The sequence below is a fragment of the Kribbella sancticallisti genome (assembly GCF_039530625.1).
GTDB lineage: Bacteria > Actinomycetota > Actinomycetes > Propionibacteriales > Kribbellaceae > Kribbella > Kribbella sancticallisti.
On record NZ_BAAAOS010000020.1, the window covers coordinates 111,905 to 127,643 of the forward strand.

At 68.2% G+C, this 15,739-nt stretch carries 13 protein-coding genes; 8 read left to right on the plus strand and 5 right to left on the minus strand.

Features of this window, described 5'->3' with window-relative positions:
* The first annotated feature begins 51 nt into the window (after window positions 1-51).
* The 8 genes from ABD255_RS17085 (at window position 52) to ABD255_RS17120 (ending at window position 11,332) form a co-directional block, all read left to right on the plus strand.
* Complete coding sequence (locus ABD255_RS17085) at window positions 52-1,065, plus strand: LacI family DNA-binding transcriptional regulator (protein WP_344214937.1); 1,014 nt, start codon at window positions 52-54, stop codon at window positions 1,063-1,065.
* Window positions 1,066-1,127: 62 nt separating this feature from the next.
* Window positions 1,128-1,757 carry a DUF1961 family protein gene (locus ABD255_RS17090; RefSeq protein WP_344214938.1) on the plus strand — a complete coding sequence of 210 codons (630 nt, stop codon included), beginning with the start codon at window positions 1,128-1,130 and terminating at the stop codon, window positions 1,755-1,757.
* Between the two features lie 181 nt (window positions 1,758-1,938).
* Window positions 1,939-2,568: a YesL family protein gene (locus ABD255_RS17095; protein WP_344214940.1), complete on the plus strand. Its 630-nt coding sequence runs from the start codon at window positions 1,939-1,941 to the stop codon at window positions 2,566-2,568.
* Window positions 2,565-4,109 (plus strand): extracellular solute-binding protein, encoded by a 1,545-nt coding sequence (locus ABD255_RS17100; RefSeq protein ID WP_344214942.1) that lies wholly within the window; start codon window positions 2,565-2,567, stop codon window positions 4,107-4,109. The genes ABD255_RS17095 and ABD255_RS17100 overlap by 4 nt, the downstream gene beginning before the upstream one ends.
* A gap of 60 nt (window positions 4,110-4,169) precedes the next feature.
* Window positions 4,170-5,174, plus strand: coding sequence for an ABC transporter permease (locus ABD255_RS17105; protein ID WP_344214944.1), 1,005 nt, complete (start codon window positions 4,170-4,172; stop codon window positions 5,172-5,174).
* A gap of 13 nt (window positions 5,175-5,187) precedes the next feature.
* Window positions 5,188-6,081, plus strand: coding sequence for a carbohydrate ABC transporter permease (locus ABD255_RS17110; protein WP_344214946.1), 894 nt, complete (start codon window positions 5,188-5,190; stop codon window positions 6,079-6,081).
* Window positions 6,078-8,663, plus strand: a complete 2,586-nt coding sequence (locus ABD255_RS17115) for an exo-rhamnogalacturonan lyase family protein (RefSeq protein ID WP_344214948.1) — start codon at window positions 6,078-6,080, stop codon at window positions 8,661-8,663. Before ABD255_RS17110 ends, ABD255_RS17115 begins: the two co-directional genes overlap by 4 nt.
* Complete coding sequence (locus tag ABD255_RS17120) at window positions 8,636-11,332, plus strand: exo-rhamnogalacturonan lyase family protein (protein WP_344214950.1); 2,697 nt, start codon at window positions 8,636-8,638, stop codon at window positions 11,330-11,332. The genes ABD255_RS17115 and ABD255_RS17120 overlap by 28 nt, the downstream gene beginning before the upstream one ends.
* 18 nt (window positions 11,333-11,350) lie before the next feature.
* Here ABD255_RS17120 and ABD255_RS17125 read toward each other — a convergent pair whose 3' ends face one another.
* The 5 genes from ABD255_RS17125 to ABD255_RS17145 all read right to left on the minus strand — a co-directional run bounded on the left by ABD255_RS17125 (window position 11,351) and on the right by ABD255_RS17145 (window position 15,707).
* Window positions 11,351-12,112, minus strand: a complete 762-nt coding sequence (locus ABD255_RS17125; protein ID WP_344214952.1) for a YebC/PmpR family DNA-binding transcriptional regulator — start codon at window positions 12,110-12,112, stop codon at window positions 11,351-11,353.
* Between the two features lie 16 nt (window positions 12,113-12,128).
* A complete protein-coding gene (gene pdxT / locus ABD255_RS17130) occupies window positions 12,129-12,773 on the minus strand; it encodes a pyridoxal 5'-phosphate synthase glutaminase subunit PdxT (protein ID WP_344214955.1) in 645 nt (214 codons plus the stop codon).
* On the minus strand, window positions 12,770-13,330 hold the full coding sequence (locus tag ABD255_RS17135) for a DUF6891 domain-containing protein (protein ID WP_344214957.1): 561 nt from the start codon (window positions 13,328-13,330) through the stop codon (window positions 12,770-12,772). Before ABD255_RS17135 ends, pdxT begins: the two co-directional genes overlap by 4 nt.
* A 31-nt stretch (window positions 13,331-13,361) precedes the next feature.
* Window positions 13,362-14,276, minus strand: coding sequence for a pyridoxal 5'-phosphate synthase lyase subunit PdxS (gene pdxS, locus ABD255_RS17140; protein WP_425554438.1), 915 nt, complete (start codon window positions 14,274-14,276; stop codon window positions 13,362-13,364).
* 75 nt (window positions 14,277-14,351) lie between these two features.
* Entirely contained in the window at window positions 14,352-15,707 is a 1,356-nt protein-coding gene (locus ABD255_RS17145; RefSeq protein ID WP_344214959.1) for an aminotransferase-like domain-containing protein, read from the minus strand.
* Window positions 15,708-15,739: the final 32 nt, after the last annotated feature.

Sequence of the window (15,739 nt, forward strand, 5' to 3'; positions counted from 1 at the left end):
CCGCGCAGCGGGATTTAGACGATTCAATTCGGCGCCGATAGACTGCCTGCGATGGCAACTCCGAGCATCAAGGAAGTCGCGCACCGGGCCGGGGTCTCCGTCGGCACGGTCAGCAACGTGCTCAACCGCCCGGCGATCGTCGCCCCCGCCACCCGGCAACGCGTGCTGGACACCATCCAGGCGCTGGGCTTCGTCCGCAACGAGGCCGCCCGCAACTTGCGCGTCGGCCGCGGCCGGACGGTCGGCCTGGTGGTCCTCGACGTGGCCAACCCGTTCTTCACCGACCTCGCCGAGGGCGCCGAGTCGCTGGCCTACGAGCACGACACCGTGGTGATGCTCTGCAACAGCAAGACCGACCCGGTCCGGGAAGGCCATCACCTCGACCAACTCGAGCAGCAGCGGGCCTTCGGCATCCTCATCACTCCCTTTGACAGCAACGATCCGAGGCTGCGCGGACTCGTGGCCCGGGGTACGCCGGTGGTGCTGGTGGATCGCGCCGCGGACGGCGGGCTGTGCTCGGTCTCGGTCGACGACAAGCTCGGCGGGCGGCTGGCCGGCACGCATCTGATCGAGTCCGGCCACCGGCGGATCGCCTTCATCGGCGGACCGCTCACCATGCAACAGGTCGCCGACCGGCAGGCCGGCCTGACCACCACGGTCGAGCAGGCCGGCGACGTCGCTCTGGAGATCATCGAGGTCGAGGTGATGGGCGTCGCCCACGGTCGCGCGGTCGGCGAGGACCTCGCCGCCCTCTCCCCTCGATCGCGCCCGACCGCTGTGTTCTGCGCGAACGACCTGCTGGCGTTGGGGTTCCTGCAGGCGATGGCCGCGGCGAACCTGCGGGTTCCGCAGGATGTCGCGATCGTGGGTTACGACGACATCGGCTTCGCCGCGGCGGCCGCCGTACCGCTGTCATCCGTGCGGCAACCCGCCGGCCTGCTCGGCCGTACGGCGATGGAACTGCTCCAGGAGGAGGTCGAGGACGCCGATCGGCACCGGCACCGCCAGGTGATCTTCCAGCCGGACCTCGTCATCCGCCAGTCCAGCGACTTCGTCCGCCGCTGACCCAGCCCGGGGCAACGCCGGCACGGACCAAGTCGCCGGATCCCGACCGGAAGGACCTCGCGATGCTCTACAGCAACCCTCTGGCCTCCGCGGCGGATCTGGACGGCTTCCGGCTGGAGGGCGACGGCGCGATCTCCTTCCCGCTCGGCCGGATGCGACTCGAGAGCAGGCGCCCGCCGGAAGACGGCCAGGACGCGAATGTCGTGCTGTGGTGCCCCGAGGACTTCGGCCCGGACATCGCCATCGAGTGGGACTTCTGGCCGATTCGCGAACCGGGCCTGTGCATCCTGTTCTTCCACGCCAGGGGACGCAACGGCGAGGACCTGTTCGATCTCGCGCCGCGCACCGGCCCGTACGAGCAGTACCACCACGGCGATCTGGACACGTACCACGTCTCGTACTTCCGCCGTCGCTGGCCCGCGGAACGCGCCTTGCACACCTGCAACCTGCGCAAGAGCCACGGCTTCCACCTCGTCGCCCAGGGGCCGGACCCGCTGCCGGCCGTGCTGGACGCACAAGGCCCGTACTCGCTGCGGCTCTCGGTCCGGCAGGGCGAGATCACCTTCGCCGTCGACGGCCTCGTCTCGTTCGGCTGGCGCGACGAGCAACCACTGCGCGGCGGCAAGGTCGGCTTCCGGCAGATGGCGCCGATGATCGGCGACTACGCGAACCTGCGGATTTCGCAGCTCTGAGCGCATCGCTGGGCAACCGCTTGCCCGGATCCTGACAACCGCTTTCCGAAGCCTTGACAGTTGAGACGATTCAACCATACGGTCACACCACTTTTCGTCCGTCATGGCTCCGCTACAAGGCAGGTACGCTCATGAAACACTGCCCGGCCATCCCCTGGCCGTCCTCCGTCCGCGAGCGCCGATGAGTTCGCCTGGTTGGTCGATCCGGTTCTACGAGGCCGCCGACGAACTCGTCTGGGCGATCAAGCTCAACTTCCTGTGGATCGGCTTCACCCTGCTCGGCGGTGTCGCTCTGGGTATCGGACCGGCCACGCTCACGGCGTACAACCTGGCCAGACGCAGGTCTTTCGGTGAATCGTTTCACGCTTGGCCCGCGTTTCGGGCCGGTTTCCGGCGTGATTTCGCCCGCGGTTCACTCCTCGTGCTGCCCCTGCTGGCCCTGGCCGTCGTCCTCGTCGGCAACTACCTGTACTTCGCCTCGCTCGGCGCCGCGGCGGCGATCCCCCGGCTCGCCTGCTTCGCCGCCCTGGTGGTGCTGACCGTCATCACCGCGTACCTGCTCCCGCTGGCCGTGCACTACGACCTGCGGACCCGCGAACTGTTGCCCAAGGCATCGCTGGTCGCGATCTCGCGGCCGGCCTCGTCCATCGTCCTGCTCTTCGTCCTGGCCACCATCGGCTACCTGTCGAAGACCTTCCCGGTCTTCGGGCTGGTGCTGGCCGCCGGTGGCTGGATCCAGCTGAACACCTGGCTCTGTCTGCGCTTCTTCGCCGAGAACGAGGCGCGCCTGCACCTGAAAGGGAACTCATGACCATCCTCTCCCGCCGGCGTCTCGCCGTCACCGTCGCGCTGTCGACGGCACTCCTCGCCTCCGCCTGCTCCGGCGGTGACGACGCCGCCGAGCAGGCCGCCGGCACCGAACTGACAGCGATGGCACCGCTGTTCGGCACCGCCCCGGATCCGAACGGCGAACTGCAGCAGGCCGTCGAGAAACTCGTCGGCAAGAAACTCAAGGTCACCTGGGTGCCGAACGCGGAGTACGGCGACAAGACCAACGTCACGCTGGCCTCGGACAACATCCCGGACCTGATGGTGATCAACGAGAAGAGCCCGTCGTTCGTGAAGGCGGCCGAGGCCGGCGCCTTCTGGGACCTGACCGGCAAGCTGGACAAGTACCCGAACCTCAAGCCGGCCGACGAGCAGACCAGCAAGAACACGATGGTCAACGGCAAGACGTACGGCATCTATCGGGTCCGGCCGCTGCTGCGGTCCGGGATCGTGATCCGCAAGGACTGGCTGGCCAAGCTCGGGCTGCAGGAGCCCAAGACCGTCGAGGACCTGTACGCCGTCGCCAAGGCGTTCACCGAGCGCGACCCGGACGGCAACGGCAAGAAGGACACCTACGGCCTGATCATCCCGAAGTGGCCCGGCGGGTACGGCAGCGCCAGCCCGTACGACGTGGTCGAGACGTGGTTCGGCGCGCCGAACGGCTGGGGTGATCGCGGCGGCAAACTGGTCCCGGGCTTCGACACCCCGGAGTTCCTCGAGGCCAACCGCTGGCTGCGCAAGTGGGTCTCCGAGGGCCTGGTGAACAAGGACTTCGCCACCTTGGACAGCGCGAACTGGAACGACCCGTTCGTGCAGGGCAAGGGCGGCATGATCATCGACGTCAACGTCCGGGGGACGCAACTGCTCGACCTGTTCAAGGAGAAGACCCCCAAGGACTTCGACAAGGTCACCCTGGTCGGGAACCTGGCCCGGGCCGACGGGAAGAAGTTCTCCTACCCGTTCACCGGCTACAACATGGTGATCGCGATCTCCAAGCAGCACATCCGCACCGAGGAGCAGCTGGACCAGACCCTGCAGGCGCTGGACAAGCTGCAGTCCAAGGAAGGCTCGATCCTGCTCACCAACGGGATCGAGGGCCGCAACTTCAAGGCCGAGGGCAACTATGCCGTCCCGCTGAACCAGAGCGACCCGAAGGTCAAGGCGATCCAGAACGACGTCGACAAGGCCTTCATCCAGCTCGGTACCCGGGCCAGCGTCGGCATGGGCGCGTACCAGCTGAAGCCGAACGACGCGGCCAGCCGCGCGATGCGGGAGAAGTTCGACGTCCTGATGAACGAGGACCTGAAGACCGCGGTGTTCAACCCGGTGCTCGGCGTCATCGCGCCGACCGCGACCTCGAAGGGCCAGACGCTGCAGAACATCATCCCCGACGCCCGGATCAAGTACCTGTCCGGCGCGATCACCGAGGACCAGTTGAAGGCGGAGATCAAGCGCTGGTACGACAGCGGCGGCACCCAGATCGCCCAGGAGACCAACGACCTCGCCGCGAAGGTCGGCGGCTGACCGAGTCCATCCAGGCGGGCCCGGGCAGGTCCCGGGCCCCCTCGACGAAGGGAGGGCGCCATGGCCACCGATCTGGCGCCGGACCAGGTGGTGCCCCCCGCCTTGCCGATGACGAGCGGCGCATCAGGGGGCCCGCGCCGCAAGCGGCGAGCTCGCCGACGGCCGCTGATGCGGGACCTGTTCCGCTACCGCTGGCTGTATCTGCTGCTGCTGCCCGGGCTCGCGTACTTCATCGTCTTCAAGTACCTGCCGATGTACGGCCTGACCATCGCGTTCAAGGACTACGTGCCCTTCCTCGGGTACTCCGGCAGCGAGTGGGTCGGCCTCGAGCACTTCCGGGAGCTGTTCACCGGTCCGGACTTCGGCCGGCTGATGTTCAACACCCTGCTGCTGGCGCTGCTCACGATCGTCTTCGTGTTCCCGGCGCCGATCGTCGTCGCCCTGCTGCTGAACGAACTGCGGGTCCGGGTGCTGAAGCGGTCGGTGCAGTCGTTGATCTACATCCCGCACTTCCTGTCCTGGACGATCGTCGCCTCGGTGACGTACCTGCTGTTCTCGGTCGACTTCGGCGTGGTCGCCGGCTGGATCCACGGCCTGGTCGGCGGCGAGAAGGTGGACTACGTCGCGCAGGCCGACTGGTTCCGGCCGCTGATCGTGCTGCAACTGCTGTGGAAGCAGACCGGCTGGGGCACGATCATCTATCTGGCCGCGCTGGCCGGTGTCGACTCGCAGTTGTACGAGGCGGCCCGGGTGGACGGCGCGGGGCGGTGGCGTCAGTTCTGGCACATCACCCTGCCCGCGATCCGGCCGACCATCGTGGTGATGGCCATCCTGACCTCCGGCCACCTGATGGACTCCGGCTTCGAGCAAATCTGGCTGATGACCACCTCGCTCAACCGCGACGTGGCCGACGTGTTCGACACCTTCGTGTACTACGTCGGCATCACCCAGGGTTCGTTCAGCTACGCGACCGCCGTCGGCCTGTTCAAGGGCCTGGTCGGAGTAGTGCTGATCTTCGGCTCCAACTGGCTGGCCAAGCGCATGGGCCAGCGAGGCCTGTTCTGAAGGGGATGTGACGATGCCGAGAAAGCAATCCGTGCGGTACTACGACTCCCGCGGCAGCCGCGCCTTCGACGTGGTCAACGGGGTGCTGCTGACCGGCCTCGCGCTGGTCACCGTGCTGCCCCTGCTCTACGTCCTGGCGGCGTCGTTCGCGACCGAGTCGGAGATCAGCTCGCGGCCGTTCTTCCTGTGGCCGGAGAAGTTCGTCACCGACACCTACCAGTACATCTTCTCCACCGACACCTTCGTCCGCGCGCTGCTCACCACGATCTGCGTGACGGCCGTCGGCACTGTGGTGCAGTTGTTCCTCACGCTGACCATGGCCTACCCACTCGCCAAGCGGCATCTGCCGGGACGCGCCCTGGTGCTGAACCTGGTCATCTTCACGCTGGTCTTCAGCGGCGGGATGATCCCGACCTATCTGGTGGTCCGCGACCTGGGGCTGCTGGACAGCTACCTCGCGCTGATCCTGCCGCTGGCGATCAACCCGTTCTACCTGATCGTGGTGAAGAGCTTCTTCCAGGAACTTCCCGAGGCGCTGGAGGAGGCGGCGCGGATCGACGGCTGCAACGAACTGAACGTCTTCCTGCGGATCGTGCTGCCGTTGTCGAAGCCGATCATCGCGACGTTCTCGCTGTTCTACGCGGTGGCGATCTGGAACGACTACATGTCCCCGCTGCTCTACATCGACGACAGCAAGAAGTGGACGCTGCAGATGATCGTCCGCCAGCTCACCGCCACGAACGCCGACTCCGCGAACGTGCTGCAGCAACTGGAGACGGTGACGTTCCCCGAGCAGGGCCTCAAGTTCGCGGTGGTGGTCGTCGCGACCCTGCCGATCCTGCTCTTCTACCCCTTCCTGCAAAAGCACTTCGCCAAGGGCGTGCTGATCGGATCGGTGAAGGAATGACGACAGTCCAGTGGCTCGAAACGCCTGCACGGCAAGGCGTGACCTGGGGTGTCCCGTGGTGCCGCGGCACCGTCGGCGCGGACAGCACCTTCGCGTTGGCCGACGACACACCCGTACAGAGCTGGGTCACGGCGACCTGGCCGGACGGTTCGGTCAAGTGGTCAGCCCATGCGATCGGACCCGCGGAACACCCGGCGACGTCGTACGATCTCGTTCCCGGTGAGGCGCCGGCCGGGCCGGCCGATCCGGTCGAGGTCACGGAAGCCGGCGGCGTGGTCCGCGTGCGGACAGGTGAGACCACCTGGGTGCTCGAAGCGCCGCACCTGATCAAGACCATCCAGTACGGCGACCGCGAGGTGGTCCGTGACGTGCGGCTGGTGAGCTTGCGCCAGGACGCACCCGACGAGGACCTCGGCAGCACCAGGCAACACACCACCGCGCAGGTCGAGCGGATCGTGGTCGAGCAGGACGGGCCGGTTCGTGCCGTGCTCAGGCTGGAAGGCAGACACGGCGACTGGCTGCCGTTCAGCGTCCGCCTGTACTTCTACGCGGGCGCGACCGACGTACGGGTTGTGCACAGCTTCGTCTGGGACGGTGATCCCGACCACGACTTCCTGGCCGGGCTCGGCCTGAGCGCCGACGTGGTAATGCGCGACGATCCGCACGACCGGCACGTTCGGCTGGCGGGCCCAGCCGGCTTCCTCACCGAGGCGGTCCGCGGGCTGACCGGCTTGCGCCGAGATCCCGGCGAGCCCGTACGCCGGGCGCAGGTGGCAGGCCGTCCCGTGGGAGAGATCCCCAACCCCGAGGTGTCTGAGCGGCTGCACCTGATCCCCCAGTGGACCGACTACACGCTCGACCAGAGCAGCGCCGACGGCTTCACCCTGCGCAAGCGGACCGGGCCGGAGCAGGCCTGGGTGACGATCCCCGCGGGCACCAGGTCGCCGGGCTACGGGTATGTCGGTGGTGTCAGCGGCGGACTCGGCTTCGGCCTGCGGGACTTCTGGAAGCTCCACCCCACCCGCCTCGACATCCGTGGGGCCGCAACCGACCTGGCCACCGCGACGGTGTGGATGTGGTCGCCCAGCGCGCCCGCGATGGACGTGCGCTACTGGCACGACGGGATGGACCAGGACAGCTACCAGGAGCAACTCGAAGGCCTGGAGATCACCTACGAGGATTACGAGCCTGGCTTCGGCAACGCCCACGGCATCGCCCGCATGCACGAGCTCACCTTGCGCGTGCACGACACCACACCGACGGCCGAGGAGTTGGCCGAGCACGCCGCACTCCTCAACTCCCCCGGCCTGCTGACCGCTTCCCCTGCTTGGCTTCTGCAGGCCGGGGTGTTCGGCAGCTGGGCGCTCCCCGATGCCGACCACCAGGACATCGAGGGCCGGCTGAACTTCCTCTTCCAGTACTACGTGAGCCAGCGCGAGCAGCGCCGCTGGTACGGGTTCTGGGACTACGGCGACGTCATGCACTCGTACGACCGCGACCGGCACACCTGGCGGTACGACGTCGGCGGCTACGCCTGGGACAACTCCGAGCTCTCGCCGGATCTCTGGCTCTGGTACCAGTACCTCCGAACCGGCCGAGCCGACGTGTTCCGCTTCGCCGAGGCCATGACCCGCCACACCGGTGAGGTCGACGTCCACCATCTCGGCCGGTGGAAAGGCCTCGGCTCGCGCCACAACGTGCAGCACTGGGGTTGCAGTTGCAAGCAACTCCGGATTTCCAGTGCGATCTACCGCCGCTTCTACTTCTACCTGACCGCCGACGAGCGCACTGGCGATCTGCTCGACGAGTTGGCCACTGCCGAGGAGACCTTCCTGGCGGTGGATCCACTGCGCAAGGTGCGCACCGACGTCTACACCCCGGACCCGCGCGCCCTGTCGGTGGGCCTCGGAGTGGACTGGGGTGCATTGGCCGCGGCCTGGCTCACCCGGTGGGAGCGCTACGGCGACGAGCGAGCCCGCGCACGGCTGATGGGGACGATGGCCGACATCGCCGCACTGCCGTACGGCTTCCTCACTGGGCAGGCCGTGCTCGACCTGTCCACCGGCCGGTTCGACACCAGCAGGGACGGTGTCTCGGTTTCTCATCTGTCAGCTGTTTTCGGCCTGCCTGAGATCTGCTCCGAGCTCATCGACCTCGACCTCGACGTCCCCGGGTTCGAGAAGGCTTGGCTGGACTATTGCAGGCTCTACCTCGCCCCTGCCGACCAGCAGGCGGCCGAGGTGGGCCACGCACTGGAAGGCATCTCGCTGGTCCAGGCACACAGCCGCCTCGCCGCGTACGCCGCCGCGCGGACGGGTGATGTCGAGCTGGCCCAGCTGGCCTGGCGCAAGTTCTTCCTCGACGAAGGCGACCAGCTCAACCGCAACGCCCTGCAACGTGAACCCTCCTGGCGCACGACCGCGATCAGCGGCGCGCTGATGCCCGTCGACGAGGCCGTGTTCGTGAGCACGAACGACGCCGCGCAGTACGGGCTGGCCGCGATCCAGAACCTCGCCCTCATCCCCGAACACCGAACCAGCAAAGGTGAAACGGCATGGAGATCACCCGACGCCAAGTCCTAGCCGGACTGGCCGCCGCCCCGGTGGCGTCCCTCCTCGACACCCCCGCCGCGGCCGCAAGGCCCGCCGCGGTACCCGAAGTGAAGCTCAGCTGGCTGGAAGGCCGGCCGGGCAGCGCGGCCGTGACAACCTGGGGTACGCCGTGGCCGAAGGGCTCCGTGCGGCCGGACCAGACGTTCGCGCTCACGGCGGCGGACGGCAGCGCAGTACCGGTGCAAAGCTGGCCGACGGCGTACTGGCCGGACGGAACGCTCAAGTGGAGCGCCCACGCGATCGCCGCCGACGCACCGGCTCATTCCTACACACTCAAAGCCGGTACTGCGACCGCGCCCGCCGTCGCGGTGACCGTCACGGACGCGAAGAACTACCTCGACGTCGACACCGGCGTGATCCGGGCCCGCATCCGCAAGGACGGCGCGGAACTGATCAGCCAGGTGTGGCGCGGTGCGGTCGAGATCGCCCGGAAGGGCCGGCTGGTCAACCTCAAGCAGGACAAGATCGCCGAGGACGAGGAGGCGACGACCAGCCGGGACCGGTTCGAGAGCGACATCACCTCGGTCAAGGTCGAGCAGGCCGGGCCGGTGCGCGCCGTCGTACGGATCGATGGCCGGCACACCAACGCCAAGGGCAAGTCCTGGCTGCCGTTCACGGTCCGGCTGTACTTCTACGCCGGCGCGGAGAACATCCGGATGGTGCACACCTTCGTCTACGACCGGGACGGGCAGCACGACTACATCGCCGGACTCGGGGTCCGGTTCCGGGTGCCGTTGCGCGACGCGACGTACGACCGGCACGTTCGCTTCGTCGGCGCGGGACACGGTCTGCTCAGCGAAGCGGTCAAAGGCATCACCGGCCTGCGTCGCGATCCCGGTGCCGCCGTACGGGCGGCGCAGATCGCCGGGACCAAGCTGCCCGACCCTGCCACCTGGGACCAGCGGGTGACCACCCGCCTGCAGTACATCCCGGAGTGGGGCGACTACACGCTCAGCCAGCTGTCGGCAGACGGCTTCACAGTGCGGAAGCGGACCAAGCAGGGGAACGGCTGGGTCCCGGTCGACCAGGGCGAGCGTGCGTCCGGGCTCGGCTACGTGGGCGGGGTCAGCGGTGGGCTCGCCTTCGGGCTGCGCGACTTCTGGCAGCGGCACCCCACCCAGTTGGACATCAGGGGTGCCCACACCGACGAGGCCGAGGTCACCGTCTGGCTCTGGTCGCCCGACGCCGGCCCGATGGACACCCGCTTCTACCACGACGGCATGGGCCAGGACACCTTCCCTGAGCAGCTCGAAGGGCTCAACATCACCTACGAGGACTACGAGCCCGGCTTCGGTACGCCGTACGGGGTCGCTCGGACCAGTGAGCTGACCTTCTGGGCGCTGGCCGCGACCCCGACGGCCGAACGGCTCGGCGCGATGGCCGACCAGGTCCGCACTCCTCCCCAGCTGATCAACCCGGTGGACCACCTGGTCACGACGAAGGTGTTCGGCGGGCTGGTCACGCCGGTGGACCGGTCGCACCCCGCGAAGAAGGCGATCGAGGACCACCTGGACTTCCTGTTCGACTACTACCGGGGACAGGTCGAGCAGCGCCACTGGTACGGGTTCTGGGACTACGGCGACATCATGCACACGTTCGACGAGGACCGGCTGGTCTGGCGGTACGACATCGGCGGGTACGCCTGGGACAACTCCGAGCTGTCGCCCGACCTCTGGCTCTGGTACGCCTTCCTCCGGTCGGGGCGGGCCGACATCTTCCGCTTCGCCGAGGCGATGACCCGGCATACCGGCGAGGTCGACGTCTACCACCTCGGGCAGTGGGCCGGACTCGGCACTCGGCACGGCGTGCAGCACTGGGCGGACAGCGCCAAGCAGCAGCGGATCAGCACGGCCATCTACCGCCGGTTCTTCTACTACCTCACCGCGGACGAGCGCACCGGTGACCTACTGTCCGAACTGGTCGACTCCGACCGGACCTTCCTGGTGCTCGATCCGCTCCGGAAGATCCGCACCGAGCCGTACACGCCGGACCCGCACGCCCTGGCCATCGGGCTCGGCACCGACTGGAGCGGGCTGGCCGCCGCCTGGCTCACCGAGTGGGAGCGGCAAGGGCCCAAGGCGGCGATCGCCAGAACCAAGCTGCTCGGGACGATGGAGACCATCGCCGCGATGCCCAACGGCTTCGTCACCGGCGGCGGACTGTACGACCTGGACACCGGGCGATTCGCGCCGGTCACCGCGAAGACGGTGAGCGTGTCCCATCTCAGCGCGATGTTCGGCCAGGTGGAGATCTGTGCCGAACTCATCGACCTGGTCGAGATGCCGGCCTTCGAACAGGCGTGGCTGCAGTACTGCCGGCTCTACAACGCCAGCCGGGCCGAGCAGACCGCCGAGTGCGGCGCACACTTCGGCAACCTCATCCTGCGCCAGGGCCACGCACGCCTCACCGCGTACGCCGCCGCCCGGCTGGACCGGGACGACCTGGCCGCCCGCGCCTGGCGGGAGTTCTACACCGGCGACGGCTACGCACCGACGCTGCCGTGGACCGCCCAGCCGGTCGCCTCGACCCTCAACCCCACGGAAGCGGCCACCTGGGTCTCCACCAACACCACAGCCCTCTACGGCCTGGCCGCCATCCAGACTCTCGCCCTGGCCGGCGACCAGATCACCAACCCCTGACGGGATGGCCGGGGTCGGTCAGCCGACCTCGGCCATGACCTCGTCGGAGACGTCGTAGTTGGCGTAGACGTTCTGGACGTCGTCGCTGTCCTCGAGGGCGTCGATCAGGCGGAAGATCTTGCCGGCGCCCTCGGCGTCCAGCTCGACCGTCATCGACGGGACGAACGAGGCGTCGGCCGACTCGTAGTCGATCCCGGCGTCCTGCAGCGCGGTCCGGACCTTGACCAGGTCACTGGCCTCACTGATCACCTCGAACGTGTCGCCCTGGTCGTTGACCTCGTCGGCGCCGGCCTCGAGCACGGCCTCCATCACGTCGTCCTCGGTGTAGGTCTTGCCGTCCTGCTCCTTGGCCAGCACGATGACGCCCTTGCGGTTGAACAGGTACGCGACGCTGTTCGGGTCCGCGAGCGAGCCGCCGTTGCGGGTCATCGCGGTCCGGACGTCGGCCGCGGCCCGGTTCCGGTTGTCGGTCAGGCACTCGATCAGCATCGCCACACCGTTCGGGCCGTAGCCCTCGTAGGTGATCGACTGCCAGTCGGCGCCACCGGCCTCGGCACCGGAACCGCGCTTGACCGCGCGGTCGATGTTGTCGTTCGGCACCGACGACTTCTTGGCCTTCTGGACCGCGTCGTACAGGGTCGGGTTACCCGACAGGTCGCCGCCGCCGGTCCGCGCCGCCACCTCGATGTTCTTGATCAGCTTCGCGAAGAGCTTGCCGCGCCTCGCGTCGATGACGGCCTTCTTGTGCTTCGTGGTGGCCCATTTGGAGTGGCCTGACATCGCGAACCCAACCCTTCTACCGCCTGCTACTGACTGAGAGGTCGCGCACCAGATCGGCGAAGTACCCGTGCAGCCGAGCGTCCCCGGTCATTTCCGGATGGAACGACGTGGCCAGCAACCGATCGTGGCGAACCGCGACGATCCTACTGCGTTGTGCCTCCGGCCCCACCCGGTCCCACCCTGCGTCGGGGCCAGAGCTCACGGTCGAGAGCACCTCGACGTCCCTACCGACCCGTTCCACCCACGGTGCCCGGATGAACACGGCGTGGTACGGCGTGTCGAACGCGGCGAAGTCCAGGTCCGCCTCGAACGAGTCCACCTGCCGCCCGAAGGCGTTCCGGCGGACGGTCACGTCGAGCCCGCCGAGCGTCTCCTGGCCTTCGATCCCGCCGGTGATCTCGTTGGCCAGCATGATCATCCCGGCGCAGGTGCCGAACACCGGCAGCCCGTCCGCGATCCGCTTCTGCAACGGCTCGAACAGGTCGAAAGACCGGGCCAGCTTGTCCATCGTGGTGGACTCGCCGCCGGGCAGGATCAGCCCGTCGACCTCGGCCAGCTCCGACGGACGTCGTACGGGGCGACCCTCGACGCCGACCTGGGCCAGCATCGCCAGATGCTCCCGCACGTTGCCCTGCAGGGCGAAGACGCCGATCACCTTCACAGCTGAATCCTCCGTTGCCAGTTCACGGTCACTTCGATGCGGCCCTCGTCGAAGGTGGCGGGGAGCTCGCGTTCCTGCAGGAGAGCCAGGATGTCCTCCAGCAGCGGCTCCCCCGGCGCCACGTTGGCGGTGTCGGGGTGCCAGACCTTCAACTCCAGCATTCCGAAGTCGACGGCGTGCCAGACGTCCGTGTCGGTGAAGAACACCAGTCCCTTGGGGGCGGTGGCGGACTCCAGCGCCTCCCGGGCGGCGTGGTGGTCGGACGTGTAGCGGACCACCACGAGCCCGAGCGACTCCAGCTCATTCAGTACTACGTCCAGCCGGTCTGGGTCGGTCTCGACCGGCCAGGTCTCCTCGTCGGCAGACAGGTCGGCGAGCGCCTCAGCGATCAGCTCCGGTGCGACGGCCGCCGGGTCCGCCGCTGGGGCATCCTCCTGCACGGCCTCAGTGAGCGCCGCCGTCAAGGCGGCGCGGTCGGCGTACCCGGAGCGGACCAGGACGCGGGCGAGCCCGCGCAACTCCCGGGCTACCCGCTCCCCGATCGCCTGGTCCGTCACAGTCCGCGCTCCTGGAAGCCGGCTGGACTTGTCACCAGCCGCGCTCTGCGAGCCGGTGCGGCTGCGGGATCTCGTCGACGTTGATACCGACCATGGCCTCGCCGAGACCGCGGGACACCTTGGCCAGGACGTCCGGGTCGTCGTAGAAGGTGGTGGCCTTGACGATCGCCTCGGCCCGCTGGGCCGGGTTGCCGGACTTGAAGATGCCGGAGCCGACGAAGACGCCCTCGGCACCGAGCTGCATCATCATCGCCGCGTCGGCCGGGGTGGCGATGCCACCGGCGGTGAACAGCACGACCGGCAGCTTGCCGGCGGCCGCGACCTCCTTGACCAGCTCGTACGGCGCCTGCAGCTCCTTGGCCGCGACGTACAGCTCGTCCTCGGGCAGGTTCTGCAGCTTGCGCAGCTCCTGGCGGATCTGGCGCATGTGGGTGGTCGCGTTGGACACGTCACCGGTGCCGGCCTCGCCCTTGGAGCGGATCATCGCCGCGCCCTCGGTGATCCGGCGCAGCGCCTCGCCCAGGTTGGTCGCGCCGCAGACGAACGGAACGGTGAAGTTCCATTTGTCGATGTGGTTCGCGTAGTCGGCCGGGGTGAGCACCTCGGACTCGTCGATGTAGTCGACGCCGAGGCTCTGCAGCACCTGCGCCTCGACGAAGTGACCGATCCGGGCCTTGGCCATCACCGGGATCGACACGGAGCTGATGATCGAGTCGATCATGTCCGGGTCGCTCATCCGGGAGACGCCGCCCTGGGCGCGGATGTCGGCCGGGACCCGCTCGAGCGCCATCACCGCGACGGCGCCGGCGTCCTCGGCGATTTTGGCCTGCTCGGCGGTGACGACGTCCATGATCACGCCACCCTTGAGCATCTCGGCCATACCCCGCTTGACCTTCGCGGTACCGGTCTGCGGGCTGTTCTGGGGCTGGGTCACGGTCTCGGTCACTGCATCCTCCTGGTCGCGGCTCGTCACGGATCCAGCGTAGGCCGAGTGGACTGACAACCTTCAGTCCACCTCGAATCAACTGGACTGAGCCAGCGCCGTCCCCAACCGGGCCACCACCAGCCGCAGCGTGGCCGGCGGCGCCGTGAACGGGATCCGGATGTGCCGCCGGTCCGTGCCGTCCGGCGTGAACAGATCCCCCGCGCCCAGCAGCAGACCCTGCTCCCGCGCCGCCTCCAGCACCCGCCGCGCCCGGACCTCGGTGAACTCCAGCCAGAGCGTCATCCCACCGGTCGGCGTGGGCCACGCCACGCCGTCCAGCGTGTTCAGTCCGGCCTCCAGGGCCATCAGGTTGGCTTTGAGACGAGTTTTACGACGGGAGATCACCCGGTCGAGCCGGTCGAGGATCGCCTGGGCCAGGAGGTCGTCCAGGGCACTGGGCGACGTCACACTGAGCTGGGCCGACGTGTTGATCCGCCGTCGGAGTTGCCGTCCGGTGCGGACCCAGCCGACCCGCAGCCCACCCCAGACCGTCTTGCTGAGCGACCCGACACTGACTGTGCGCGGGTAGCGACTCAGCGGCTCAGCCTGCTCTCCACTGGCAAGCCAAAGCGGGCGCATGGTCTCGTCGCTGATCAGGGCGGCGTCATACCTCCGGGCGATCTCGACCACCGCTGTACGGCGGTCCGCGGGCAGGCTCAAGCCCGTGGGGTTGTGGTTGTCCGCCTGCAGGTAGATCACCTTCGGCTTGTGCCTTCTACAGAGGTGAGCGAGCTGATCCGTGTCCCAGACGCCTGCAGGCCAGCCCACCACGTCCAGGCGGTGCCGTCGCAGCAGGTCGAAGGCAGCCGGGTAGGTCGGGGACTCGGTGATCGCCACTCCGGGTCCGAGGTCCAAGCCGGCTAGTGCCGCATTGAGCCCGGCCGCGGCACCTACTGTCAGAGTCAGTTGGCCTGGCTCGGTCGGGACTCCCTCGAGGGTCAGCCGCTCTGCGAGCGCAGTACGGAGGTCTAGGGAACCGCCGGAGGGCGGGCCGTCGCCGCCCATGGCATGCGGGAGTCCTTCAGCGACTATCTGCGCAGCAACCTCGGCTACATCGTGCGGTGCGGCAGTAGTGGCGAACCGCAGGTCCAGTACGGGCTGATCCCCGGCAGTGACGGTCGACGCCGGCGCAATTGGGTCCAGCAGCCGGTCGAGCGGCCTGACGTGGGTGCCAGACCCCCGCTTCGTCTCCAGTACTCCGTCCGCCCGCAACTGATCCAGAGCCCGTACTACGGTCACCCGGCTGAGCCCGAGCCGCTCGGCCAGCACCCGCTCAGACGGCAACCGGGACCCGATCGAGAGGTCGCCCCGCTCGATCCGGCGCAGCACCAACGCCTCGACCTGCTCGGTCTTGGTCCCGTCCGCCGGATCCAGATCGCTCCCCCGCCACATAAGTCCAGTCTCCCACTATTGGCCTCACATCC

Excerpts from the sequence above, each read along its gene's own strand:
- ABD255_RS17085 (WP_344214937.1), top strand. The coding sequence starts at position 52 with ATGGCAACTCCGAGCATCAAGGAAGTCGCGCACCGGGCCGGGGTCTCC.
- ABD255_RS17090 (WP_344214938.1), top strand. The coding sequence starts at position 1,128 with ATGCTCTACAGCAACCCTCTGGCCTCCGCGGCGGATCTGGACGGCTTC.
- ABD255_RS17095 (WP_344214940.1), top strand. The coding sequence starts at position 1,939 with ATGAGTTCGCCTGGTTGGTCGATCCGGTTCTACGAGGCCGCCGACGAA.
- ABD255_RS17100 (WP_344214942.1), top strand. The coding sequence starts at position 2,565 with ATGACCATCCTCTCCCGCCGGCGTCTCGCCGTCACCGTCGCGCTGTCG.
- ABD255_RS17105 (WP_344214944.1), top strand. The coding sequence starts at position 4,170 with ATGGCCACCGATCTGGCGCCGGACCAGGTGGTGCCCCCCGCCTTGCCG.
- ABD255_RS17110 (WP_344214946.1), top strand. The coding sequence starts at position 5,188 with ATGCCGAGAAAGCAATCCGTGCGGTACTACGACTCCCGCGGCAGCCGC.
- ABD255_RS17115 (WP_344214948.1), top strand. The coding sequence starts at position 6,078 with ATGACGACAGTCCAGTGGCTCGAAACGCCTGCACGGCAAGGCGTGACC.
- ABD255_RS17120 (WP_344214950.1), top strand. The coding sequence starts at position 8,636 with ATGGAGATCACCCGACGCCAAGTCCTAGCCGGACTGGCCGCCGCCCCG.
- ABD255_RS17125 (WP_344214952.1), bottom strand. The coding sequence starts at position 12,112 with ATGTCAGGCCACTCCAAATGGGCCACCACGAAGCACAAGAAGGCCGTC.
- ABD255_RS17145 (WP_344214959.1), bottom strand. The coding sequence starts at position 15,707 with ATGTGGCGGGGGAGCGATCTGGATCCGGCGGACGGGACCAAGACCGAG.